The sequence below is a fragment of the Pseudaquidulcibacter saccharophilus genome, from assembly GCF_019455445.1.
GTDB classification, from domain to species: domain Bacteria; phylum Pseudomonadota; class Alphaproteobacteria; order Caulobacterales; family Aquidulcibacteraceae; genus Pseudaquidulcibacter; species Pseudaquidulcibacter saccharophilus.
In genome coordinates this window covers 837,872-860,236 of record NZ_JAHWUS010000001.1, presented here as the reverse complement: position 1 = coordinate 860,236, position 22,365 = coordinate 837,872, and the positions used below count along the sequence as shown (strand labels likewise).

The window sequence follows — 22,365 nt, the reverse complement described above, 5'->3', positions numbered from 1 at the left end:
GTTTGCGATTATTTAGGTGAATTTATAAAAGCTATTCGGCAACCATATCGTCACGATGCACAAGTGCAGGACGACCAGAATAGCCCAAGATTTCCTCTATTTCGCCCGATTTTTTACCCATAATCATCTGGGCATCATGGGCATTATAGGCGGAAAGACCACGGGCAATTATATTGCCGTCACCGGATTTGATTGCAACCGCATCACCACGCTCAAAGCTGCCTTCAACTTCTTTGACACCAACTGGTAAAAGGCTGCCACCTTTTTTAAGTGCCTTTGCCGCACCATCATCAACCACATAGGCCCCCTGTGGCTTTAGATTATGGCGAAGCCAAGCAAGGCGCGCGGTTTGTGGGTCAAGCTGGGCGGCAAAGGTGGTTGCCTTGTCGCCGGCCAATGCTCTTGAAATTGGGCTTTTATCACGTCCATCAAGAATCATTACGTTGCAACCTTGGGAAATTGCGATTTTTGCGGCGTCAATTTTGGTTCTCATACCACCAGAACCCACACCAGCGTCCGCATTTGAACCACCCGCCATTTTCTCAATATCGGGTGTAATTGCCTGTACCAATGGAATATGGCGTGCCTTGGGGTTTGAGCGTGGGTCGGCGGTATAAAGGCCGTCAATATCGCTTAAAAGCAAAAGATAATCCGCACCCACCATTTGCGCCACACGCGCCGCCAAACGGTCATTATCGCCATAACGAATTTCTTCGGTGGCAATGGTGTCATTTTCATTAATAATCGGGACGATACCAAGCGAAAGCAATGTATCAAACGTTGCCCGCGCATTAAGCCAATTACGGCGGCGTTCTGTGTCATAGGCAGTCAAAAGCGATTGCGCACAATGAAGATTTACCTCACCCAAGGCATCCTGCCACGCCTTCATTAACTCAACCTGTCCGGTTGCGGCGGCAGCCTGTTTTTCTTCGATTTTGGTTTTCTTTTTTAGGCCAAGGATTTTGCGCCCCATTGCCACCGCACCAGAGCTTACAACCAAAACCTCAGTGTCATTTTCAAGCAAGGCTTTAATATCAGCGGCAAGCGATTTAAGCCATTCACCGCGCACTTTGCCCGATGAAGTATCCACCAAAAGCGAGGATCCACATTTTATCACAACACGTTTTGAATGTTGTAATTTACTGGTTTCGTCCAAATTGGTTCGGTCTATGGTTGCCATTCTTGGGGGGTATCTTCTTCAATTTCTGGTGCAGCGTCTTTAATACGCCGCTTTTTAATTTCTTCAAATAAAAGCGCAAGCACTTCTTTTAAGCCATTATGTGAAATTGCAGAAATAAGATAAACTTTTTTGCCAGTTGCCGCCTCTAAAGCCGCCTTTTTCTCTTCTTGTTCTTCAGGCAGAAGCGAATCGATTTTATTGATGGCGATAATTTCAGGTTTTGTACTAAATTCACCTGAATATTCCTCAAGCTCATGGCGAACCGTTTGATATGATTTGACCACATCTTCTTCTGTACCATCAATAAGATGCAGAAGGATTGCACAGCGTTCCACATGCCCCAAAAACCGCGTACCAAGACCGGCACCCTGTGCCGCACCTTCAATAAGCCCCGGAATATCAGCAATGATAAAACGTGATTCCGCACCCAATGATGCCACACCAAGGTTTGGATAAATTGTTGTGAATGGGTAATCGGCAATTTTTGGCGTTGCCTTGGTCACAACACTTAGGAAGGTTGATTTACCGGCATTGGGAAGGCCAATAAGCCCCGCATCGGCAATTAGCTTAAGGCGTAACCAAATCCATCTTTCTTCACCTGGAAGGCCGGGATTGGCGTAATCTGGGGCCTGGTTCACACTTGATTTAAAATGCACGTTACCCCAACCGCCATTGCCGCCTCTTAGGAGGGTAATTTTATCACCAAGTTTGGACAAATCGGCAATTACGGTTTCTTTATCTTCATCAAGGATTTCAGTGCCAACCGGAACTTTTAAGACCAAATCAGGAGCACTTGCACCATGCAATTGCCGCCCCTGCCCCTTTTTGCCGTTTTCAGCCATATGGTGCGGCGCATAGCGATAATCGATTAGGGTGTTTAAACCGTCCGCAGCCTCGAAAACGATGTCCCCACCTCTACCGCCGTCGCCACCGTCTGGGCCGCCATATTCAATGAATTTCTCACGACGAAAGGATTTCGAACCATTACCGCCATCGCCAGATTTTACATATATTTTTACAAGGTCAAGAAATTTCATGGTTTTGTATAGCCTTAATGGGTTTAAATGTCATCCTGCATTTAACCAAAGCGCATCTTAATAATAGACCCCGCAATAAATGCGGGGTGACATTGTGGGATAATTGATTCTGAAAATAAAAAAGGGGCGTTCCCGCCCCAATTTTTCAAAATTGTAAAAAGTGATTATTCCGCAGCTTGAGGCAAAACAACAGAAACGAATGTACGTTTGTTTGCTTTTTCACGGAACTCAACTTTGCCGTTAGCAGTTGCGAACAAAGTATGATCTTTGCCCATACCAACATTGTCACCAGCGAAAAATTTTGTGCCGCGTTGACGAACCAAAATGTTACCAGCAACAACATTTTCGTTGCCGTATTTTTTCACGCCGAGGCGTTTTGATTCTGAATCGCGACCGTTACGGGATGAACCACCAGCCTTCTTATGTGCCATAACAAATATCCTTTATTATGCGTTAACCGCAGTAATTTTAACAGTAGTTTCAAACTGGCGGTGGCCACGACGACGACGATAAGTGTTACGACGGGTCTTTTTAATGACGTAAACTTTATCACCTTTTGAAGTGTCAACCAATTCAGCAGAAACCGAAGCACCAGCAACAACAGGAGCGCCAACTTTAACGCCATTGTCATCACCAACCATCAAAACTTCTTCAAATTTGACAGTAGAGCCTGCTTCGCCCTCAATTTTTTCAACAACGATTTTATCGCCCGCAGCAACTTTATATTGTTTGCCGCCTGTTTTAATAACCGCGAACATCGCGAAAACCTTTCAAACTGCGTTTACAAAACGCTAAAAACCAACATAAAACGCGCCCCATTTGGAATTTGGGGCGAAATAAGAGTGGTGGGCTATATAATTTTGCAGAACATGAGTCAACGGGGTTAGGCAGGTTTTCTATACATTTTCTTGACATTTTACTGTCTTTGAGATGCCTCTTCGACCAATTTTGCAGTTCCGCTTTCGATTGCGGTTTGCAATTTTTCCATAAATTCTTGGCGTTTAAGACCGGGTTCGATTGGCTCAAGAAATTCAAAAACTACTTTTCCTGGGCGCTTTACCATGCCTTTGTTTTTCCAATAACAGCCGGTATTAAGGGCAAGCGGCACACATGGCACACCAAGCATACCATAAATCGCTGCCACACCGGGTTTATAATCGGGTTCCGCACCAATTGGTTGGCGTGTACCTTCTGGAAAAATAAGAATCGGGCGGTTTTCTTCGATGCGGACTTTTGATTCTGCCACCATGCCTTTTAATGCCGCCATACCGCCATCACGGTCGATTGCAATCATACCAGACACTTTTAGATACCAACCAAAAATCGGAACTTTGAACAGCTCTTGTTTAAAAACAAACGCCGGCGTATTCATCATTGTGAATGGGGCAACGGTATCAAGGGTCGATAAATGCTTGCCCGCGACCATCACCTTGCCATCACGGAGGTTTTCAATCCCCCTCACCTCTATGGTAATGCCTTGGATATATTTAAGCCCCCATAATTCGGCACGCGACCAAATATTAACGACATTAAGCGCGTATTTTCTATCGAATAAAACCGCAATTGCGCCAAAAGAGCCAACCACAAGGATAGCAAGCGCAAAGTAAATTTCATAAATTAAAGAGCGTAAAAAAGCCATTTATTCGTGTTCCGGATCAAAACCTGTAATCAATCTTAGCTGTGCAAAGACATATTTTGAATATTCAATTGTCAGTCGTCGCACGGCATCCTTATTTTCCCACCAGTTTTTATGCATAAAAGGCTCTGCCCGCACGGGATAGGGAATAAATTCAATATCACTATTGGCAAATTTAATTTCAAGCATTGAACGTTTGATGTGGTAATTATCGGTAATAATTATCAGGCGTTTAAATTTATTTGCCTTTGCCCATTCATGGATTTCGCGGGCGTTGCCGATTGTGTCGGTTGCTTCTTTACCAAGCATGACACAGCAATCATAAAGCTCCTTATCACCACCGGTCACAAGTCTTAATTCTTCTGGTGTTGCCTCTTTAAAAACCCCTGAAATCAAGAGTTTTTTGCCCATGCCTTCTTGCAGCAGGCTTATACCTTCTGTGAGGCGCGCACGCGAACCACCGGTTAATGAAACAATACCGTCCGCAGGTTTCAAATCTTCTGGTGGTTTCATTGTGACCACGTCATCGGCAAATTTGAAAAAGCCCGCAATGATAAATAGACATACGCCAAGCCCGACAACAAAAATCAATCTGGAAACCAGTGATGCAATAAAGCTCGATAAAGATGGCTTTTTGCGATTCGTTGCCATTTAAACCAACTCTTTTAAGGTTTGGCGCGCCGCGATACGTGCCGCAAAAGATGCCGCAAATGCGGTTAGAATTGGCGCCAAAATCAAAATCCAAACATCGTAGAATTTTAATATATCATTGGAACTTGTCAAAGCGCTTGCCCCAATTTTCATAATCAAAATTCCCACAAAAACCATCACACCTGCCGCAAGCGCACCATATGCCCCAGAAACAAGGCCAAGGCGCATAAAGCGTATCTGCACCTCGCGGGCCACAAACTCATCCTCGGCGCCCACAAGATGCAGGATTTCCACAGAATCACGCCGTGATTCCAATGCCGCCCTTGCTGCAAAGGCAATCGTGGTAATTGCCGCCACAATCAATGACAAAAGCGCCATAATCGCAAAGCCACGCAAAACCGCCGAAGTTTTTATAATTTCACCCGAATAACGCGAATGGTCATCAATCTCGATTTTAAAGCCAGCACCCGATAAATTCTTTTGAAGATTGTCTTCTGTACCTTCAATTTTCCTATCAAGCCCAACCTCAATGATATTGGGTAATGGCAATTCATCAATCAAAACCCCGATATTTGCGCCATAATTACGCAGGAGTTTTTTTGCCTTTTCCTTGTCCATAATATTTGCGGCTTTTACGCCCGGCGTTTTTTGAACAATTACCAAGGCACGGTTTAATGATACCTCGTCCCGTGGGCTATCAATCAAAACCGTCATCGCGCTTTTTAAATCCGAAGTCCAGGTTTCAGCGGCGCGAAATCCGGCGCGTGCAGTTAAGGCCGCCAAACAACCCAAAGCACACATAATCGCCACAACAATGGTTAGTGGTCGTGCCTGTCGCTCATCAGCAGGCAAAAGCGGGGTTTCACCAATGCCAAACAGCTTTTTAATCGGTGCGAAAATTGGGGCATCAAAAATTTTGAATATTTCGCCCATCAACTACCCCCCAAGTTTTCGGGCGGGGTGTTAAATTGTTCAACCTTGCCTTTATCAATGCGCAAAACCGGCGCACCAGCACGGCGCACCATTTCATGATCGTGGGTGGCAATTACAATGGTTGTTCCCAATTTATTTAATTCAACAAAAAGCCTGATAAGGCGTGAACCCATATCGGGGTCAACGTTGCCTGTTGGCTCGTCGGCGATGATTAATTGCGGTTTGCCCACAACGGCGCGCGCAATTGCGACCCGTTGCTGTTCACCACCTGAAAGGGTTTCAGGTAATGCCGACATACGTTTGCCAAGGCCAACCCAACCCAAAAGCTCTTTTACGTCATCCTCATATTTCGAGGGGTGCATATTGCGAACTCGGAAAGGCAATGCCAAATTATCAAACACACTTAGGTGAGGTAAAAGGCGGAAGTCCTGAAACACCACGCCAATTTTACGCCGTAATTGCGGCAAAGAATCACGTGACGCCCCCGCCACATCAACCCCAAACATTTCAATATTGCCCGCAGATGGTCTAAGGGCCAAATACATCAATTTCAAAAGCGTTGATTTACCCGCACCCGATGGGCCGGTAAGAAAATAAAACCCGCCTTTTTGCAATTCCAACGAAACATTTTTTAATGCAAAGCTCGCGGATTCCTTTTCGGATTTAATCTTATTATAGCTAAGATATACATTGTTAAACCACACCAAAGGACGGTTTGGCTGTGCCTGTTTAAAAATGTCTCTTTCTGACTGCGAGATTTTTTGTTTCATCAGTGGACTAATTTTGCGAATAAGTATTATGACTATTTTAGTTATATGCCAGTTTTAAAAAAATATATAAAGTGTTTAAACAGTTAAATAAGTTAATATTATTTTTAGCAAAGAGTTTTGCATAGATTTTATCAGAGTTATTACATGATACTTGATTGCCCGAAATGCCATGCAAAATATAATATTGCCGACAGCATGATACCCGCTGTGGGGCGCAATGTACGTTGCGCATCTTGTGGTCATTACTGGTTTCAAAAATCGCCAACCTCTATGGTTCTAAAACCTGATATAAATGGTGGCGATAATTACCGCATGAAATTTGAAGAAGAAGGGCGCAAAAAACCCGCCGCCCCCACATCGCCACGTTTTGGCAATGTTGAGAAAAAGCCACACGAAGTTGTGCGCGAAAAGGCATTTTCAAAAGCAAAACTATTGCATTATTCGGCAATTGGTGTTGCATGGCTTACCGCACTTACGGTTTTGGTTGGCGGTATTTTATACAGCGTTTCAAACCGTGAAACTATTGTAAAAAAATGGCCAAATTCAGCAAGTTTCTTTGCAATGCTTGGCGCACGCGCCAATACTTATGGTCTTGAAATTACAAAGGTGCAGGTTCGCGCCGGTCAGGATACAGAAGGGCAGCGTCTGGTTATTGCTGGCGTGATAAAATCCACATCATATGTTGCCAAGCCAGTTCCATATTTACGCATTACCTTGGTAGATGACCATAATAAAAAGGTTGCAAGTTGGCTTGCCGACCCCGGCATTACCGTCATCACACCAATGGCGGAGCAGCCATTTGAATCAATTCGCCGCCCAATTCCACAGGGCAATTTACGGGCAATCGTGGCGTTTAACGACCCACCAAGCGATTTACCAAACGGAAAAGAAATCGCATCCAAGAAAAAAGATACTTTGATGGGTAGCGATGGGGCACATGCCACCACAACCGCCGCACCCGCAGGCACGACACATGCGCCCGCTGCACCCGATGCACATGCTTCTACTGCCACTCCTGCGGCACCCGCCGAACACGCAGCGGAATCAGCACCAGCAGAATCAACACACAAAGAAGAAACACATAACACACACAATACCGCGGTAGGGCGTTAATGAAAATCCTAGTCTCAAGAGAAGAAATTGCAAAGCGTGTCGGCGAATTAACCACTGAAATCTCGGCAATATTGGAAGATGATGCAATTGTGGTTGGCCTATTACAGGGTTCGTTTATTTTTATGGCGGACATTATGCGCGGGCTTGCCGATAATGGCAAAACCCCGCAAACCGACTTTTTGTGGTTATCATCATATGGCGACACCAAAGAATCTGGTCGCCTTAATATCCTTGCCGATTTGCAAAGACCGATTACTGGGCGTCAAGTTTTGATTGTTGACGATGTTTACGACACCGGCAAGACCATAATTTTTGCCAAAGACTATCTAAAAGCCAAGGGTGCAAAAGAAGTCCTAACCTGTTTAATGGCGCGCAAACCCGCAAGCCAGCACCTTCCCGACCCTAATTTTGTGGGTTTTGATTTACCTGATTATTATTTGGTTGGTTATGGTCTTGATAATGGTGGTTCGGGGCGCGGATTACCCGATATTTGCTATATTGAAAAAGAATAGACGGCAAGCAGATTTTGGCTTTAGATGTTTATTGAAAGTTTGGCATTCATTAAATCGCTTGATGTAACTGTCATTTAAACTATTCCCTAATAAATTGAATTGAACTCAACCCAGCATAAATTCTGTCAACCCCATGTTTTTTTTTATTTTCATAACTATCAGAAGTAAAATACTTGCCACGCATAGTTTTTTTATATGAATTTATATCATCTCTAATCCACGGAATGACCTCTTCAACCTGTCCATAAGATACGGGCTTAAAGGTTCTCTGAACTTCAATACTTGTAATCTTGGCACCCTCACCAAAATATTGGCTAAGATTTTCCTGCGTGATTTCCTTGACTGTTAATGGGGCATTAATATCAGTGAAGGTTACAAATGTGTATTTATACTCTGTAAATACCACATTTTCTCCGAATTCATCTTTCCCAAATTCGCCATGTTCCCCATATTTATGGCTTTCCCAAACGTCACTTACCTGCCACGAATTAAATCCACTTTGATAATTTTGGTCTTTATCAATGCTGTAATTCCAAAGAAAAAACAGATATTTTCCATCAACATTTACCACAACCGCCTCGCCTTTGCGTTTAGTTTCCGGAAGTAATATGTTGCTTATCCAATCAGGGCTAGTTGTAGTGCTTTGAAACTGCACACTTGAACCGGAATAGGTTTTACCATTTGCCTCAACATTAACTGTGATTTTGTATTTATAGCTTTCATATCCGGCACCCGCACACATTCCCAAAAAGAACATGCAACATAATATCAAACCGAGCGTTTTCCAGAAACCTTTATCCAATACACACCCAAACAGGTTACAAACATGACCAACCTAACATAGTTCAATGTAGGAAATGTAAACAATTTGCGGCAAGCTTTTGCTTAACTTTTGCCGCCCCCACCCCGTGTGCTACGCACCCGACCATCTTAGCATTGGGTAGGGTAGAGTTTAGTATGCTTTGTGCACCAGAATTTTGCTATGGTTATCCCCATATCATCAATCACCTTTATAATCGCCAGTAAAAACCTAAACTCAAATAAAATGTCAGGAAATGTCAGGTTTTTGGCGCGGCTTTACTTGGATTTAATGTTTCTGCAACAATCCGCAAAAATTGTTTAAATGCGTTTTTAACTTTATTCTGGCATTAGGCGGTCTAAACAAGAACATTATTTAAAATAAGGCTTTCTATACATGTGCGGCATCATTGGTATTATTGGCAAAGAACCTGCAACCCCAAGGCTTATTGAAGCCTTAAAGCGGCTTGAATATCGCGGTTATGATTCGGCGGGTGTTGCCACATTGGTTGACGGCCATATTGAACGCCGCCGCGCAGCGGGCAAAATTGTTAATCTTGAAAAAGAAATTATTGATGCACCATTGGCGGGAAATACCGGCATTGGACACACACGCTGGGCAACCCATGGTGCGCCAACCGAACGCAACGCCCACCCGCACGCCACCGCAAGGGTTGCCGTGGTGCATAATGGTATTATTGAAAACTTCCGCACATTACGCGAAGAATTAATTAGCCAAGGTTATGTTTTCGATTCCGAAACCGATACCGAAGTTATTACCCAACTTATTTCGCATTATCTTGACAAAGGTGAAACCCCACGTGAAGCGGTTATCAAGGCGCTTGCACGGGTGCGCGGTGCGTTTGCGATTGCCTGCCTTTTTACTGGCAAAGAAGATTTAATGATTGGCGCACGCCAAGGCAGCCCGCTGGTGGTTGGCTTGGGTGATGGTGAAATATTCTTGGGTTCAGATGCAATTGCGGTTGCCCCATTCACCAACCGCATCATCTATCTCGAAGAAGGTGACTTGGTCGAATTTTCGGCAAAAACCTATAATATTTATGATAAAGACCGCAAAGAAATTTTCCGCCCTGTGGCAATTGTTTCTGCATCTGCTGCGGCGGTTGAAAAAGGCAATTATCGCCATTTTATGCAAAAAGAAATCCACGAAGAACCCGATGCAGCGGCACGCACAATCGGGCATTATCTTGACCCATTGGATGAAAAAGTTTCCTTGCCAAATTGCGGTATTAACTTTGCCGAAATTGATCAAATTTTGATTGTTGGATGCGGTACGGCGTATTTATCAGGTCGGGTTGCCGAATATTGGTTTGAACAGCTTTCTGGCATTTCATGCGAAACCGACATTGCCTCTGAATTCCGTTATCGCAGGCCGGTTGTTGCAGGGCGTGCGGCGGCAATTTTCATTTCCCAATCAGGTGAAACCGCCGATACCCTAGAGGCACTTAGACTTTGTAAGAAAAACGGCTGGAAAACATTGGGTGTTGTAAACGTTGCAACCTCTTCAATCGCCCGTGAAGCTGATGCAGTTCTTGAAACCCTTGCGGGCCCTGAAATTGGTGTGGCATCAACCAAGGCATTTGTGGCGCAATTATCCGCCCTTGCCGCCACCGCAATTGCCGCCGGCGTTGCCAAAGGCACAATTGATGCGGAACGTGAAAAAGATCTTGCCCGCCAATTAATGGAAACCCCGCGCCTTATCCGTGAGGCATTGGAAATGGAAAACGCCATCGAAGAAACCGCAAATGACATAAGCCATGCCAAAAGCATTCTTTATATCGGACGCGGCGTTTCATATCCGATTGCTTTGGAGGCGGCATTAAAACTAAAAGAAATTTCTTATATCCACGCCGAAGGCTATGCGGCAGGTGAATTAAAACACGGCCCAATCGCGCTGATTGACGAATATACGCCTGTAATTGCCGTTGCGCCATATGATGAATTAATGGAAAAAACTATTTCCAACGTGCAGGAAATCGCGGCACGTGGTGGCCCTATTACCCTGCTATCTGATGCAAAAGGTATTGAAGAAGCCGCCGACGCCGTTAAACATTCGGTTCGCGCCCCAGAGTGTGAGCCATTCCAAGCACCGTTTGTTTATTCGCCGCTTATCCATATGCTTGCGTATCACGTGGCAGTTGCCAAAGGTACGGATGTTGACCAACCACGCAATTTGGCAAAATCGGTAACGGTGGAATAGCTTGAAGGCAATATTTTGATTCTATTCACGCCAGTAATGTATAAACAAACTATATTGGCGTGAATATTTACACAAAACTTACGTTGCGTAATAATTTAAAGTATAAAATAATTAAATTTTAAAAATAACTCTTTATTCAACCAATTAAATACAATAAAAAATATTCATTAATTATACAATATAAAATAAAAATCTTATTAGTGATTTTTATTGCAAATAATTAGTATAATATTTACCATATTGTTCATTTTACTCTGTAAAAATATATAAAAGCGGACACGGAGTATTTATGAACAGGTTCCATAATCTTTCATCATTAATAATATCTGTCGCAGTGTCAGCAATGTTTGCACCACTATCAGCAAATGCCAGCGGTGACACTAGTGCCAAATTAAACACAAATACAAAAGCGGTAACAAAGCCCGTAATAAATTCTGTTAAAACGCCAATTGCGCCGACAGTTAATGCACCACAAAAAAGCGCAGTCGTAAAAACGGAAATCAAAAAAAACAACACCCCTACTGTTAAGCCACTTGCTAAACCACAAGTTAAACCTTTAACGGCACCAACAATTAATAAGGCCAATGTTCCGCAAAAGCCAAAAACAGCAACCAAGCCAGTAAAGGCAACCCCACCAACAAAGGCACAAAAACCGAAAGATACCGAAAAGGTTAAAAACCCCAAGCCCGCTGTCAATAAAGAAACTAGTAATTACCCAATCCCGACCGCGGCAATAAATGTTTGGGAAGAAAACGCACGTCAAAAATGTAATTCATGGGGCGCAAAGTTTGAAAACATTGGCTTTAGCGAAATCGAACAAACCAATAGCAATAATACGGCAATTGAAAAAATCTTTGGCAACCATAATAACGCCTACATTACCGGTGATTTTAATGGCGATGGCAAAAAGGATTATGTCATAATCACACCTGATGGCGGCTGTAAAACCGATGGGAACACTAGCTTTGGAAAAATTGGCCCGCCCAATCAATTCCTGCTTTCTAATGACAAGGGCTTTTCAATTGCCAGTGGTTTTAATGCCTGGACAGGGCCACAACAAATTAAGCACGTTGGCAATAATGATATTATTGAAATAACCGATCTTTATAATGGCAAATGCGGCCAAGTTGCTAAAACAACATGGGGTTGGGATGGCGAAAAAATAACCATTCTTGAACGGCGCAACCCGCAAGGGCAATTGGTAAACCAAGAAGGTTGCCTTATATTACCGCTTACCACTGTTAATGCCTTGCAAATGGGTAATAGCGTCAAAAAGCTCGAATTTCCGCCAATTGAACAAGGCTTTTATTCTTATTCCGTGACATGTTCTAGCGCCATTTCGGAAAGCCGCCGCGATAGGCCAAGCAAGTTTATAGGCCTATTTAATTCAAGGGCTTGGGGCTATTTCTATGATGACGGTATTGCATGGAATAATATCCGCCTTGAAAATATAGAATTGATGAGCGAAAACCAATATCGCCTTCATCTGCGCTATCTTGGAAATGCAAATGGGAACGATCAGACCGAAGCAAATATGAAAATCTTTGGAAAGGATAGATTTTCAATAACTCTTAAAGGCTATACGACCACTTATAGCCTATGCCCTGATGCAATTGTTCCAGATTGGTTAAAGGCGCAATTTGTAAATTAGTCTTTTAATAAATCGGGGCGGCGCGCCAATGTGACCGCCCTTGATTGTTCATTTTTCCATTTATCAATTGCAGCGTGATTACCACTTAAAAGAACTTCCGGGATTTCTTTGCCCATAAATTCACGTGGTCGGGTATAAAGCGGGTGTTCAAGAAGCCCGTTTTCAAAACTTTCATTATCACCGCTTTGTTTATTACCCATAACACCGTCAAGCAGGCGAACTGTGGCCTCGGTCAATAATTGGGCGGCAATATCACCCCCCATTAAAACCACATCACCAACACAAATTTCTTCCATATTGGCGATTTCAATTGCCCGCTCATCAAGACCTTCAAAACGTCCACAGAAAAGCACCAAGCCATCGCCCTTTACCAATTCGCGAACCCGCTTTTGGGTAAGTGGCTTACCACGTGGTGTCAGATAGATAATTGGTCGGTTTTTAGCATCCGCAGCATTCACAGCAGCCACAGCAACATCGGGCTTTATAACCATTCCCGCGCCACCACCTGCGGCAGTGTCATCAATCTGACGATGCTTGCCGTGCCCAAAATCACGAAGGTCGATTGTTTCTAATTCCCAAACACCTTCTTTACGCGCGCTCTCAAGTAATGAGACCCCAAGTGCGCCGGGCCATGCCTCTGGTGTGATAGTAATAACGGAAACTTTAAATGCCATAAAACCCATTTAGAAAAAAAATCACGCCTAAGCAATGCAAATATATTTGTATATTCTGATTTTAAGGCATACATTATAAGAATGATTAGAATCGAGACCGAATTATTCATATCGCACCCTCCCGAAAAAGTCTGGGAGGTTTTGATGGATTATGAAAATTATTCTAAATGGAACCCGTTTATACGCCAAATTTCGGGCGATAAATGCTTTGGCGGAAAATTGAAAATAAAAACCACCAATCCCGGAAAAATTGGCAAAAAAGGTGGCGACAAGCTTTATTCTTTTAATCCCAAAATAATGTCATATGAAACCAACAAGTTTTTTGCGTGGAAAGGTGGCTTTTTATTCCCTAAACTTTTTGATGGCGTACATTATATAAGGCTTCAACCGGCTGGCAACGGAACACTTCTTGTTCATGGCGAGGCATTTTCAGGGTTTATGATTGAAATTTTAGGAAGAAAATACTTCAAAGATTTTTCAATTGGCTATTCGGCAATGAACATTGCACTGGCAAAATATTTAGGCTAAATCAAAGCGTTTTTTATCACGAGATATTACGATGACTATACATAATCCGCGCAATGTTTGTGTTGGCGCAATACAAGCCTCTTATTCAACCGATATGCAGGCAAATATTGAAAAAACAATTGAATATATTGAACTTGCAACAGCAGCAGGCGCACAAATTGTTTTGCCGTCAGAATTATTTCAAAATATATATTTCTGCACAACACAGGATGAAAGATGGTTTTCGCATGCCTATCCGGTGGCATCCCATCCGTGTGTTACGCAATTACAGCCAATCGCAAAAAAACTTGATATCGTAATTCCAGTTTCGATTTATGAGAAAGATGGCCCGCGCTATTATAATAGTGTGGTCATTATTAATGCAGATGGCGAAATATTAGGCACTTACCGCAAGAGCCACATTCCTGATGGTCCAGGATATATGGAGAAATATTACTTCCGCTACGGCGATACTGGCTTTAAGGTTTGGGACACAAAATTCGCCAAAATAGGTGTCGGCATTTGTTGGGATCAATGGTATCCAGAATGCGCGCGGGCAATGGCATTAAAAGGTGCGGAATTGTTGTTTTACCCAACAGCAATTGGATCCGAGCCTCATGACAATAGCCTCGATACAAAAGACCCTTGGCAACGGGCAATGATTGGGCATTCAGTTTCCAATATTATTCCCGTAATTGCAGCCAATCGCACAGGAATTGAAGAAGGATTAGGAAGCCCACAACATTTCTATGGCTCAAGCTTTATTGCTAATCACCGTGGCGACAAGATTGCCGAAATGGGTCGTGAAGAAGAAGGCATTATCACCGCAACTTTTGACCTAGATTTTCTTGAAACCCACCGTGCAGCATGGGGTTTTTTCCGGGATAGACGCCCTGATCTATACGCAAAAGATTAGTATTTCTTGGGCAAATTTTGCCAATTAAAGTACAGGTTTTCACTGAATTGTAACAAATTAAATGGCAGCAACGCATGCGCCAAATAATTTTGTATTTATCGCCATTTAGACGATATTTTTGCAATTATTTGACGGTGTAAACGTTTAAACATCCCGCAAAACACGAAAATTGCGCAATGCCTAAACCTGAAAAATTTACTATTTGTTTACATATCGCGTCCTTGACTCAGGCAAAATTCTATTATTAAGTTTAGCCAGTCGTTATAACAGAAATTGTGGGAACATTTTTTCTGCTGTGATGGCTATTCCTTAACTTAACAATACTGGCAGAATGCAGTTTTTGGATGATTGCCAAGGGGGAGAGGATTATTTTAGCATTTTTGATGATTTCATGATGTTTAAACGTTTAAGGCTAATTAATAGGCAGGAAAATGTTAGTTTGTGAAAAAAAGTGTCAAAAATTGCCAAAATGTCGCAATTAGGGCTTTTCATTTTAGACTTTGGTCGTTAGTGGTATAAGTCCGCGCTGAATTGTTAGGTATTTCTTAATAATTGGTTTTAACTTTTTGGAGGACATGGGCTCAATGTTTGCGCTCTTACAAGCTAGCGGTGCTACTGACACCGCAACAAACGCGGCAGGTGCTGTCGCAAATGCTACCGATGCTGTTGCTAATGCTGCCGCTGCTGCGCCAGAAGCAATTTCTGCTGCTGAATCTGCTGCTGCTGCAGAAGCTGCTAAAGCTGCTGCCGGTCAGGCTCACACATCGTTGTGGGACATGGTGATGGATGCAACCATCGTATCAAAAATCGTATTGGCTATTCTGGTACTTTGCGCAATTTACGCACTTTCACTTTTGTTTGAAAAAGTGTTGGTTATGCGCGCAACTAAATCAAAAATCGCTAACTTTATGTCGGCTTTCAAAAAAGCTAAAACACCTGATGAAGCTGCGACTTTGGTTGCTAAACAACCTGATTCAACTATCAAAAAAATGTTCAGCGCTGGTTGGGCAGAAGTTCAAAAAACCCGCGATATGGGTCTTTACAACATGAAAACCGGTGATCACACTCTTGCTCGTATCCAAACCGCAATGGATTTGGAACAAAACAAAGGTGTTGAAGATCTTGGTTCAAACATGACGTTCCTTGCATCAATCGGTGCAAACGCGCCATTCATTGGTCTATTCGGTACAGTATTTGGTATCATGAACTCATTCATCGGTATCGCGAACTCACAAACAACTTCTCTTGCTGTTGTTGCTCCTGGTATTGCGGAAGCACTTCTAGCGACTGCGGCTGGTTTGTTGGCTGCGATTCCTGCGGTTTTGATCTATAACTTCTCTTCTAAATCAATTGGTCAAGTTGGTGGTTATATGGACGACTTTAAAGCGGAATTTTTGTCATTGTTGTCTCGTGACATGGATAGCAAAAACTAAGCGTGCAGCCAAAATAACAGGAGGCCGCTTATGGGTGCTAAAATTTCAACTTCAGGAAGTGCAAAGCGTGGTACATTCCAAACCAACGCAGAGCCAAATATCATCCCATTCGTGGACGTGATGCTTGTTCTTCTGATTATCTTCATGGTGGCGGCACCGATTGCCACAGTGGATATCAAGGTTACTTTGCCTGAATCAAAAGTTCTTCCGTCTAAAAGACCACCTAAACCTACATATGTATCTTTAAATAACGATAGCGGATCAGCCACTTATTTCGTAGGAAATAATCAGGTTGACCCAATGGAAATCGGTCAAGAGGTTTTAAAAGAAGTTCCCCGCAACGATAGAGAAGCGGATACTTTGGAAAAAATCATCACTACACGTATTTATGTACGTGCAAACACCGATACACCTTATCGTAATGTGGTCTTTATTATGAACCGCCTTCAAGAAGAAGGTTTTTTCAAAGTCGCTCTGGTTGGCGAAGATACTAGACGCTAGCCAAAGGAGAATGAGATGATTTCTCTTATGAGAATCCAAATTACAGCTTTAGGGGGGGCATGAGATGGGTGCAAAAGTATCTACATCTGGTTCCGCCAAAAGAGGATCATTCGACACCAATGCCGATATGAACATTATTCCGTTCATCGACATTCTCTTGGTGCTTTTGATTATCTTCATGGTGGCTGCCCCAGTTCCAACTACGGACGTTAAAGTGGACCTGCCACCGCCGGTTCCACCTCCTCCTGATAACCACCCTAAAAAGCCAACAGTTGTTGACGTTCGCGACGATGGCACAGGTAATGCTGTGTATTTCGTTGACGGTGCATTAACAACACGTGATGCTTTGCCGGATACTGTACTTGCGCACATTAAAATTAACGTGCCAGATACACAAAACCGTCTTTTAGAGGTTATCCGCGTGCGTGCCGACCAGACCCTTCCATATGGTGAGGTTATGGGTACAATGGCATTGCTTCAGGAAAAAGACTTCCAAACCATTTCATTGGTTGCTGAATCTGCAATTGATGAATCACAGTTAAGACAATAGGGGGACAGATATGGGAAAATATCGTATTTGGTTCATCCTTTTGTCAGCCATTTTATGGTCAGCGGCACTTTGGGGTATTTCAAAGATTAAGCCAACTATTATCCAAGACTTGTTCAAGGATACTAAGGCAATCAAGACTGAGGTAGAGCCACCTCCACCTCCGCCACCACCTCCACCGCCACCAAAACCAGAAGTTCCACCTCCTGCGAAAATTCAGGAAGTGAAAACCAAGGCAATTAACATTGACGTACCACCTGACCCTGTTCAACGTGATGTAGTAGAACATACTACGCCACCGCCAACACCGGTTACCAATACGCCTGTTGCGCCGCCTCCATCTCCGCCTGTTGTTGCACCTGTTGCACCACCATCTTGTGCTGAGAGGGATTCTGGACCTTCGCAAATTCGTGCATTCAACGTTGAGCGTGCATACCCACAACGTGCATTGGATCAAGAACTTGAAGGTACAGTTCGTGCAACATTGCAGATTGATGCAAACGGTAACGTTACTGGCGTTTCAGTTAACTCATCTTCAAACTCTGTATTCGATTCAGCGGTACAGCGTGAAGCGGTGAGAATGAAATACAGACCAGCTCGCAGAAACTGCGAAAACGTTTCAGGTAGTGCTTCACTTACTGTTCAATTCAAATTGGACTAATCTGGTTGAAAGAAATTATCAAAGGCCACTCTTCGGGGTGGCCTTTTTTATTGGCTTGAAAATTGATGAATTGAAGGCTAATGGGGGGCAATGAATATGAATACAAAAAAAATTGGTGTTGTTTCGCTTGGTTGCCCCAAGGCACTAGTGGATTCCGAACGAATTATTACCCGCCTTCGTGCTGAAGGCTATGAAATTTCACCTGATTATCAAGGTGCCGATGCAGTATTGGTAAACACATGCGGATTTTTAGATTCGGCACGTGCAGAATCACTTGATGCAATTGGTGAAGCTATTCGTGAAAACGGCAAGGTTATTGTAACTGGCTGCCTTGGTGCCGAACCTGACGTTATTATGGCAGAACATCCAAAAGTTTTGGCGGTTACTGGCCCACAACAATATGAACAAGTATTGGGTGCAATTCATGACGCAATTCCACCGGAACATAAACCGTTTGAAGACCTTGTGCCGGCATCGGGTATTCGCCTTACACCACGTCATTATGCATATTTAAAAATTTCAGAGGGTTGCGATAATCGTTGCTCATTCTGTATCATTCCATTTTTGCGCGGTGATTTGGTTTCGCGCCCCGCTAACGCAGTAATTGCTGAGGCTGAAAATTTGGTGCGTGCAGGTGTGAAAGAATTACTGGTCGTTTCACAAGACACATCAGCCTATGGGCGCGATATTAAATACGCGACCTCATCATTCAAGGGCAAAGAATATCGTGCCAAATTTTATGATTTAGCAGCCGCATTAGGTGAACTTGGAGTATGGGTACGCATGCATTATGTTTACCCCTACCCGCATGTTGATGAAGTAATTCCATTAATGGCGCAGGGAAAAATCTTGCCATATCTTGATATTCCTTTCCAACACGCAAGCCCACGTATTTTGAAAAAAATGGTGCGCCCGGCAAATATCGAAAAGCAAGCAGATAGAATTAAAAAATGGCGCGAAATATGCCCCGATTTATGTATTCGTTCTTCTTTCATTGTTGGCTTTCCAGGAGAGACCGAAGAAGATTTTGGAATGCTGGTTGATTTTGTGCGTGATGCCGAAATTGATAGAATTGGCGTGTTTAAATATGAAAATGTTGTTCACGCAACATCACGCGATTTTGACGAACAAATTCCAGAAGATGTTAAACAATCACGCTGGGAAAGATTGATGGAAGTTGCCCAAGAAGTCTCGGCAAAACGTCTTACGGCAAAGGTTGGTCGCGAAGTGGACGTTATTGTCGATGAAATTGACGAAGATGGCACCATAATCGCCCGCACAATTTGGGACGCACCCGAAGTCGATGGCAACATCTTTATTGATCCATGCGAAGGCGTCAAAGTTGGCGACACTTTCAGCGCCCGTATCGATGAAGCGAGTGAGTATGATTTATATGGGGTGAAAATTTAAATCACCACTCTGGCTTCGCTCACTTGGCAATTTAAAAATATATATAGCAAAATTTAAAGGCTTGGGTTTCCCCAAGCCTTTAAAACTTATATGTAAAAGATTTTTAGAAACCACGCTTTCCAAAAATCTTTTCAACTATGTCACAGTATTTAGCCGCGATGAGATAGGAAAAGTGTGAAGCGGTTTTCCGTAAATCGAAGAGCAAAATTTGCCACGCAAATTTTTAAAATAATGCGAAGGCGGCAAAGTGATTAAAGCCCTGGTATCCAATTCGTTCCCGCCAATGGTAAGCCCGCCATTGCCGCCGCCTCAATGGTCAAGGCAACCAAATCCTCACGTTCAAGGTGGTGAACGTTTTGTTTGCCGCACGCCCGCGCAATTGTTGTCAATTCCATATTTAGGGTTTTGAGATAATTTTTCAGGTGTTTTGCACCGACTTCGGGTGTAAGGCGTTGTTCCAAAACCTCGTCTTGGGTGGTGATACCAACTGGGCATTTGCCAGTATGGCAATGGTGACAGAAACCCGCACAAGTTCCCAATGCCGCATAATCTGCCGAAGCATCATGATGCGCACCATTTTGGTAATAGGTTTCGCCATTACAGCCAAGGGCAATCAAAACCCCCTGCCCGATTGAAACCGCATCCGCACCCATTGCCAATGCTTTGGCAACGTCTGCACCGGTTCTTATACCGCCCGAAACGATTAATTGCACTTTGCCTTTCATATCAAGATCTTCGAGTGCCGCAACAGCTTGTTTAACTGCGGCCAAGGTTGGAATACCGATATGTTCGATAAAGCAGGTTTGGGTTGCCGCTGTGCCGCCCTGCATCCCATCAACCACAACCACATCCGCACCCGAATGAACCGCAAGTTTTACGTCATTAAAGGTTCTGGTGGCGCCAACTTTTACATAAATTGGTTTTTCCCAATCGGTGATTTCACGCAATTCGGTGATTTTAATCGCAAGATCGTCAGGGCCTGTCCAGTCAGGGTGACGACACGCCGAGCGTTGGTCAATCCCTTCTGGCAATGTACGCATACCTGCAACACGCGGCGAAACCTTTTGCCCCAAAAGCATACCGCCACCACCTGGCTTTGCCCCTTGTCCGATAACCACCTCAATGGCATCGGCCTTGCGCAAATCATCGGGATTAAAGCCATAACGTGATGGTAGGCATTGATAAACAAGGGTTTTTGATGACAATCGCTCTTCTGGCGTCATGCCGCCGTCGCCGGTGGTGGTAGATGTGCCAACCTCTGTGGCGGCGCGCCCCAATGCTTCCTTTACGTTTGCTGATAATGAACCAAAGCTCATACCGGCAATAGTAATTGGAATTTCAAGCTCGATTGGTTTTTTGGCAAAGCGGGTTCCGAGCACGGTTTTGGTTGAGCATTTTTCACGATACCCTTCGAGAGGATAACGTGAATTTGACGCGCCAAGAAATACTAAATCGTCAAAGGTTGGTAATTTCCGCTTTGCACCCATGCCACGGATTTCATAAAGACCGTGTGCCGCAGCATTGCGAATATAATCAATCGCAGAGCGGTCAAAACTATAAGATTCTTCTTTAGAAATTGATTTATGTTCAGCCATTTTAATTTTCCTGACCTGAATTAATATTCTTGGTTCGCGTCTGCGTTCCAGTGATAAAGCGACTTGGAAGAAGCAATGCGCTTAAATTCTTTGGGACTATATTTTGCAAAATCTTCGCCTGCTTTTGACAATAATTCGGCAACCGCCGCATAATCATCATCTGTCATGGGTTCAAATTGGGCATCTGCCCCCAATGACTTCACTTCACCACGAAGATAGATGATTGCCTCATAAAGACTGTCACCAAGAGCATCTGCGGCGTTGCCACAAATCACCATCCGCCCCGCCTGTGCCATAAAGCCAGAGAATGAACCAACGGACCCGCCAACCACGATATCTCCGCCTTTTAAAGATATGCCACAGCGTAATCCCGCATCACCATTAATCACCAAAAGCCCGCCATGCGCCGATGCACCCGCACCATTGGATGCAAAACCTTTGACATGGATTTTACCAGACATCATGTTTTCACCAACACCAGTTCCCGCGCTGCCTGAAATGGTGATGTCGGCATCTTTGTTCATGCCGCCGGCATAATATCCCGCATGACCGTCAATAAGAATTTCTAATTCCTTGTCACAGCCACAAGCAATTGAATGTGCGCCGCCAGCATTGGTAATTGCAATTTTATCGCCGGCATTGGCATCTTTGTGAATGAAATGATTGATTTCACGCACCGGGGTTTGTTCAAGGTCGAATGCTACGCTGCCCATACATACATCTCCTCTGGTGCGGGTTCGAATACATTTGCGTTTTTAATATCTGGCAAATGTGCCAAAGAACGGAATTCAGATGCAATCGCCACATAATCATCGGTTTCTGCAACCATTGCTGGCTTGCAGGCGAATGGATCGCGCACCAAAGCCAAACTATCGGCGGTTCCCATCAAGAAAGTATAGAAACCATCGAGTTCATCAAAACATGCTTGTAAGGCTTGTTTCAAATCATCGCCTTCGGACAAGCGCCATTCAATAAACCTACATGCCGCTTCGGTATCATTGTCGGTTTCAAATTTAATTCCACGTGGTTCAAGCATACGGCGGATATAATTTGGATTTGACAACGAACCATTGTGAACAAGGCAGAAATCTTCGCCCGCCGTGAATGGGTGCGCACGCTCTGGCGTTACCGCACTTTCGGTTGCCATACGTGTATGACCAACAAGGTGAGAGCCTTTTAGATTTTTAAAGTCATAACGGTCAGCAATTGATGCAGGCAAACCAATATCTTTATATAGATCAATCTTTTCACCAGTTGATAAAACATAAAGTTTTGGATAATTTTCGGCAATCCAATGCTTTACAGGCTCAGGGTTGCCAGAAATAGAAAGAATTGCGTGATTATTCACTGCATGAACTTTGGCAGGTATGCCAAGGTGTTGGTTAATTGCACCTTCTAAACCCTGCCAATTGAATGATGCCCCCTCAGCTGTAAGACCTGAATAAAGGCTGATTTTCTTGTCAAAATTCCCAACACTTGATGAAAATACCGCAAGACCTGCCGAATCTGGCCCCCGTTCGGTCATGCCGACAAGCATCGGAACCATAAATTCGCCAAGGCGATTATAAAGTTCCGGCTTTTTTAATAATAATCCAACAATTCCACACATTTTGCTTTTC

At 43.7% G+C, this 22,365-nt stretch carries 23 protein-coding genes and 1 pseudogene; 11 read left to right on the top strand and 13 right to left on the bottom strand.

Translation table 11 applies throughout. The features are described 5' to 3' along the window. Nucleotides 1–31: 31 nt before the first annotated feature. From proB to ftsE, 8 genes and pseudogenes are all read right to left on the bottom strand, one after another. On the bottom strand, nucleotides 32–1,180 hold the full coding sequence (proB, locus tag KXV15_RS04025; protein ID WP_240006866.1) for a glutamate 5-kinase: 1,149 nt from the start codon (nucleotides 1,178–1,180) through the stop codon (nucleotides 32–34). Then, nucleotides 1,168–2,217: a GTPase ObgE gene (gene obgE, locus KXV15_RS04020; RefSeq protein WP_240006865.1), complete on the bottom strand. Its 1,050-nt coding sequence runs from the start codon at nucleotides 2,215–2,217 to the stop codon at nucleotides 1,168–1,170. The genes proB and obgE overlap by 13 nt, the downstream gene beginning before the upstream one ends. A 164-nt stretch (nucleotides 2,218–2,381) precedes the next feature. Beyond that, nucleotides 2,382–2,648 (bottom strand): 50S ribosomal protein L27, encoded by a 267-nt coding sequence (rpmA, locus tag KXV15_RS04015; protein WP_240006864.1) that lies wholly within the window; start codon nucleotides 2,646–2,648, stop codon nucleotides 2,382–2,384. Between the two features lie 24 nt (nucleotides 2,649–2,672). Further along, a pseudogene (rplU, locus tag KXV15_RS04010) lies at nucleotides 2,673–2,975 on the bottom strand (50S ribosomal protein L21); the annotation flags it as partial. A gap of 158 nt (nucleotides 2,976–3,133) precedes the next feature. Then, entirely contained in the window at nucleotides 3,134–3,856 is a 723-nt protein-coding gene (locus tag KXV15_RS04005) for a lysophospholipid acyltransferase family protein (RefSeq protein ID WP_240006863.1), read from the bottom strand. After that, a complete protein-coding gene (locus KXV15_RS04000; RefSeq protein WP_240006862.1) occupies nucleotides 3,857–4,504 on the bottom strand; it encodes a YdcF family protein in 648 nt (215 codons plus the stop codon). Further along, nucleotides 4,505–5,437, bottom strand: coding sequence for a cell division protein FtsX (locus KXV15_RS03995; protein WP_240006861.1), 933 nt, complete (start codon nucleotides 5,435–5,437; stop codon nucleotides 4,505–4,507). Then, entirely contained in the window at nucleotides 5,437–6,207 is a 771-nt protein-coding gene (gene ftsE / locus KXV15_RS03990; RefSeq protein WP_240006860.1) for a cell division ATP-binding protein FtsE, read from the bottom strand. Before ftsE ends, KXV15_RS03995 begins: the two co-directional genes overlap by 1 nt. A gap of 144 nt (nucleotides 6,208–6,351) precedes the next feature. Here ftsE and KXV15_RS03985 point away from each other — a divergent pair, with 144 nt between their 5' ends. Both KXV15_RS03985 and KXV15_RS03980 read left to right on the top strand, forming a co-directional pair. After that, the gene (locus tag KXV15_RS03985) at nucleotides 6,352–7,320 is read left to right on the top strand and encodes a zinc-ribbon domain-containing protein (protein ID WP_240006859.1); all 969 of its coding nucleotides are present in this window, start codon (nucleotides 6,352–6,354) and stop codon (nucleotides 7,318–7,320) included. Then, nucleotides 7,320–7,832, top strand: a complete 513-nt coding sequence (locus KXV15_RS03980; RefSeq protein ID WP_240006858.1) for a phosphoribosyltransferase — start codon at nucleotides 7,320–7,322, stop codon at nucleotides 7,830–7,832. Before KXV15_RS03985 ends, KXV15_RS03980 begins: the two co-directional genes overlap by 1 nt. 79 nt (nucleotides 7,833–7,911) lie before the next feature. On the opposite strand, the gene KXV15_RS03975 is transcribed toward KXV15_RS03980, so the two are convergent. Beyond that, nucleotides 7,912–8,634: a hypothetical protein gene (locus KXV15_RS03975; RefSeq protein ID WP_240006857.1), complete on the bottom strand. Its 723-nt coding sequence runs from the start codon at nucleotides 8,632–8,634 to the stop codon at nucleotides 7,912–7,914. A gap of 393 nt (nucleotides 8,635–9,027) precedes the next feature. Between KXV15_RS03975 and glmS the strand changes: the two genes are divergently transcribed. After that, nucleotides 9,028–10,851: a glutamine--fructose-6-phosphate transaminase (isomerizing) gene (gene glmS / locus KXV15_RS03970; RefSeq protein WP_240006856.1), complete on the top strand. Its 1,824-nt coding sequence runs from the start codon at nucleotides 9,028–9,030 to the stop codon at nucleotides 10,849–10,851. Nucleotides 10,852–11,140: 289 nt separating this feature from the next. Continuing rightward, on the top strand, nucleotides 11,141–12,502 hold the full coding sequence (locus tag KXV15_RS03965) for an energy transducer TonB (RefSeq protein ID WP_240006855.1): 1,362 nt from the start codon (nucleotides 11,141–11,143) through the stop codon (nucleotides 12,500–12,502). Here the strand turns inward: KXV15_RS03965 and trmD are convergent. Beyond that, the gene (trmD, locus tag KXV15_RS03960; protein WP_240006854.1) at nucleotides 12,499–13,176 is read right to left on the bottom strand and encodes a tRNA (guanosine(37)-N1)-methyltransferase TrmD; all 678 of its coding nucleotides are present in this window, start codon (nucleotides 13,174–13,176) and stop codon (nucleotides 12,499–12,501) included. The genes KXV15_RS03965 and trmD overlap by 4 nt on opposite strands. An 81-nt stretch (nucleotides 13,177–13,257) precedes the next feature. Between trmD and KXV15_RS03955 the strand changes: the two genes are divergently transcribed. The 7 genes from KXV15_RS03955 to rimO all read left to right on the top strand — a co-directional run bounded on the left by KXV15_RS03955 (nucleotide 13,258) and on the right by rimO (nucleotide 19,151). Then, the gene (locus KXV15_RS03955; protein ID WP_240006853.1) at nucleotides 13,258–13,704 is read left to right on the top strand and encodes an SRPBCC domain-containing protein; all 447 of its coding nucleotides are present in this window, start codon (nucleotides 13,258–13,260) and stop codon (nucleotides 13,702–13,704) included. 31 nt (nucleotides 13,705–13,735) lie between these two features. Next, a complete protein-coding gene (gene aguB, locus KXV15_RS03950; protein ID WP_240006852.1) occupies nucleotides 13,736–14,599 on the top strand; it encodes an N-carbamoylputrescine amidase in 864 nt (287 codons plus the stop codon). A 575-nt stretch (nucleotides 14,600–15,174) separates the two neighbouring features. Continuing rightward, nucleotides 15,175–16,032 (top strand): MotA/TolQ/ExbB proton channel family protein, encoded by an 858-nt coding sequence (locus KXV15_RS13445; RefSeq protein ID WP_275671540.1) that lies wholly within the window; start codon nucleotides 15,175–15,177, stop codon nucleotides 16,030–16,032. A 30-nt stretch (nucleotides 16,033–16,062) separates the two neighbouring features. Beyond that, a complete protein-coding gene (locus tag KXV15_RS03940) occupies nucleotides 16,063–16,533 on the top strand; it encodes a biopolymer transporter ExbD (protein WP_240006851.1) in 471 nt (156 codons plus the stop codon). Nucleotides 16,534–16,597: 64 nt separating this feature from the next. Beyond that, nucleotides 16,598–17,083: a biopolymer transporter ExbD gene (locus tag KXV15_RS03935; RefSeq protein WP_240006850.1), complete on the top strand. Its 486-nt coding sequence runs from the start codon at nucleotides 16,598–16,600 to the stop codon at nucleotides 17,081–17,083. A gap of 10 nt (nucleotides 17,084–17,093) precedes the next feature. Then, nucleotides 17,094–17,741, top strand: a complete 648-nt coding sequence (locus KXV15_RS13440) for a TonB family protein (protein ID WP_275671539.1) — start codon at nucleotides 17,094–17,096, stop codon at nucleotides 17,739–17,741. Between the two features lie 96 nt (nucleotides 17,742–17,837). Beyond that, nucleotides 17,838–19,151: a 30S ribosomal protein S12 methylthiotransferase RimO gene (gene rimO / locus KXV15_RS03920; protein WP_240006849.1), complete on the top strand. Its 1,314-nt coding sequence runs from the start codon at nucleotides 17,838–17,840 to the stop codon at nucleotides 19,149–19,151. Nucleotides 19,152–19,402: 251 nt separating this feature from the next. On the opposite strand, the gene KXV15_RS03915 is transcribed toward rimO, so the two are convergent. From KXV15_RS03915 to KXV15_RS03905, 3 genes are read right to left on the bottom strand one after another with little or no spacing between them, the layout of a single operon-like run. Next, nucleotides 19,403–20,746, bottom strand: a complete 1,344-nt coding sequence (locus KXV15_RS03915) for an FMN-binding glutamate synthase family protein (RefSeq protein ID WP_240006848.1) — start codon at nucleotides 20,744–20,746, stop codon at nucleotides 19,403–19,405. 20 nt (nucleotides 20,747–20,766) lie between these two features. After that, the gene (locus KXV15_RS03910; protein WP_240006847.1) at nucleotides 20,767–21,459 is read right to left on the bottom strand and encodes a GltB/FmdC/FwdC-like GXGXG domain-containing protein; all 693 of its coding nucleotides are present in this window, start codon (nucleotides 21,457–21,459) and stop codon (nucleotides 20,767–20,769) included. After that, the gene (locus KXV15_RS03905; protein ID WP_240006846.1) at nucleotides 21,447–22,355 is read right to left on the bottom strand and encodes a class II glutamine amidotransferase; all 909 of its coding nucleotides are present in this window, start codon (nucleotides 22,353–22,355) and stop codon (nucleotides 21,447–21,449) included. The genes KXV15_RS03910 and KXV15_RS03905 overlap by 13 nt, the downstream gene beginning before the upstream one ends. Between the last annotated feature and the right edge of the window lie 10 nt (nucleotides 22,356–22,365).

Coding starts and splice junctions, on each gene's coding strand:
- proB (WP_240006866.1), bottom strand. CDS start 1,180: ATGGCAACCATAGACCGAACCAATTTGGACGAAACCAGTAAATTACAA.
- obgE (WP_240006865.1), bottom strand. CDS start 2,217: ATGAAATTTCTTGACCTTGTAAAAATATATGTAAAATCTGGCGATGGC.
- rpmA (WP_240006864.1), bottom strand. CDS start 2,648: ATGGCACATAAGAAGGCTGGTGGTTCATCCCGTAACGGTCGCGATTCA.
- KXV15_RS04005 (WP_240006863.1), bottom strand. CDS start 3,856: ATGGCTTTTTTACGCTCTTTAATTTATGAAATTTACTTTGCGCTTGCT.
- KXV15_RS04000 (WP_240006862.1), bottom strand. CDS start 4,504: ATGGCAACGAATCGCAAAAAGCCATCTTTATCGAGCTTTATTGCATCA.
- KXV15_RS03995 (WP_240006861.1), bottom strand. CDS start 5,437: ATGGGCGAAATATTCAAAATTTTTGATGCCCCAATTTTCGCACCGATT.
- ftsE (WP_240006860.1), bottom strand. CDS start 6,207: ATGAAACAAAAAATCTCGCAGTCAGAAAGAGACATTTTTAAACAGGCA.
- KXV15_RS03985 (WP_240006859.1), top strand. CDS start 6,352: ATGATACTTGATTGCCCGAAATGCCATGCAAAATATAATATTGCCGAC.
- KXV15_RS03980 (WP_240006858.1), top strand. CDS start 7,320: ATGAAAATCCTAGTCTCAAGAGAAGAAATTGCAAAGCGTGTCGGCGAA.
- glmS (WP_240006856.1), top strand. CDS start 9,028: ATGTGCGGCATCATTGGTATTATTGGCAAAGAACCTGCAACCCCAAGG.
- KXV15_RS03965 (WP_240006855.1), top strand. CDS start 11,141: ATGAACAGGTTCCATAATCTTTCATCATTAATAATATCTGTCGCAGTG.
- trmD (WP_240006854.1), bottom strand. CDS start 13,176: ATGGCATTTAAAGTTTCCGTTATTACTATCACACCAGAGGCATGGCCC.
- KXV15_RS03955 (WP_240006853.1), top strand. CDS start 13,258: ATGATTAGAATCGAGACCGAATTATTCATATCGCACCCTCCCGAAAAA.
- aguB (WP_240006852.1), top strand. CDS start 13,736: ATGACTATACATAATCCGCGCAATGTTTGTGTTGGCGCAATACAAGCC.
- KXV15_RS13445 (WP_275671540.1), top strand. CDS start 15,175: ATGGGCTCAATGTTTGCGCTCTTACAAGCTAGCGGTGCTACTGACACC.
- KXV15_RS03940 (WP_240006851.1), top strand. CDS start 16,063: ATGGGTGCTAAAATTTCAACTTCAGGAAGTGCAAAGCGTGGTACATTC.
- KXV15_RS03935 (WP_240006850.1), top strand. CDS start 16,598: ATGGGTGCAAAAGTATCTACATCTGGTTCCGCCAAAAGAGGATCATTC.
- KXV15_RS13440 (WP_275671539.1), top strand. CDS start 17,094: ATGGGAAAATATCGTATTTGGTTCATCCTTTTGTCAGCCATTTTATGG.
- rimO (WP_240006849.1), top strand. CDS start 17,838: ATGAATACAAAAAAAATTGGTGTTGTTTCGCTTGGTTGCCCCAAGGCA.
- KXV15_RS03915 (WP_240006848.1), bottom strand. CDS start 20,746: ATGGCTGAACATAAATCAATTTCTAAAGAAGAATCTTATAGTTTTGAC.
- KXV15_RS03910 (WP_240006847.1), bottom strand. CDS start 21,459: ATGGGCAGCGTAGCATTCGACCTTGAACAAACCCCGGTGCGTGAAATC.
- KXV15_RS03905 (WP_240006846.1), bottom strand. CDS start 22,355: ATGTGTGGAATTGTTGGATTATTATTAAAAAAGCCGGAACTTTATAAT.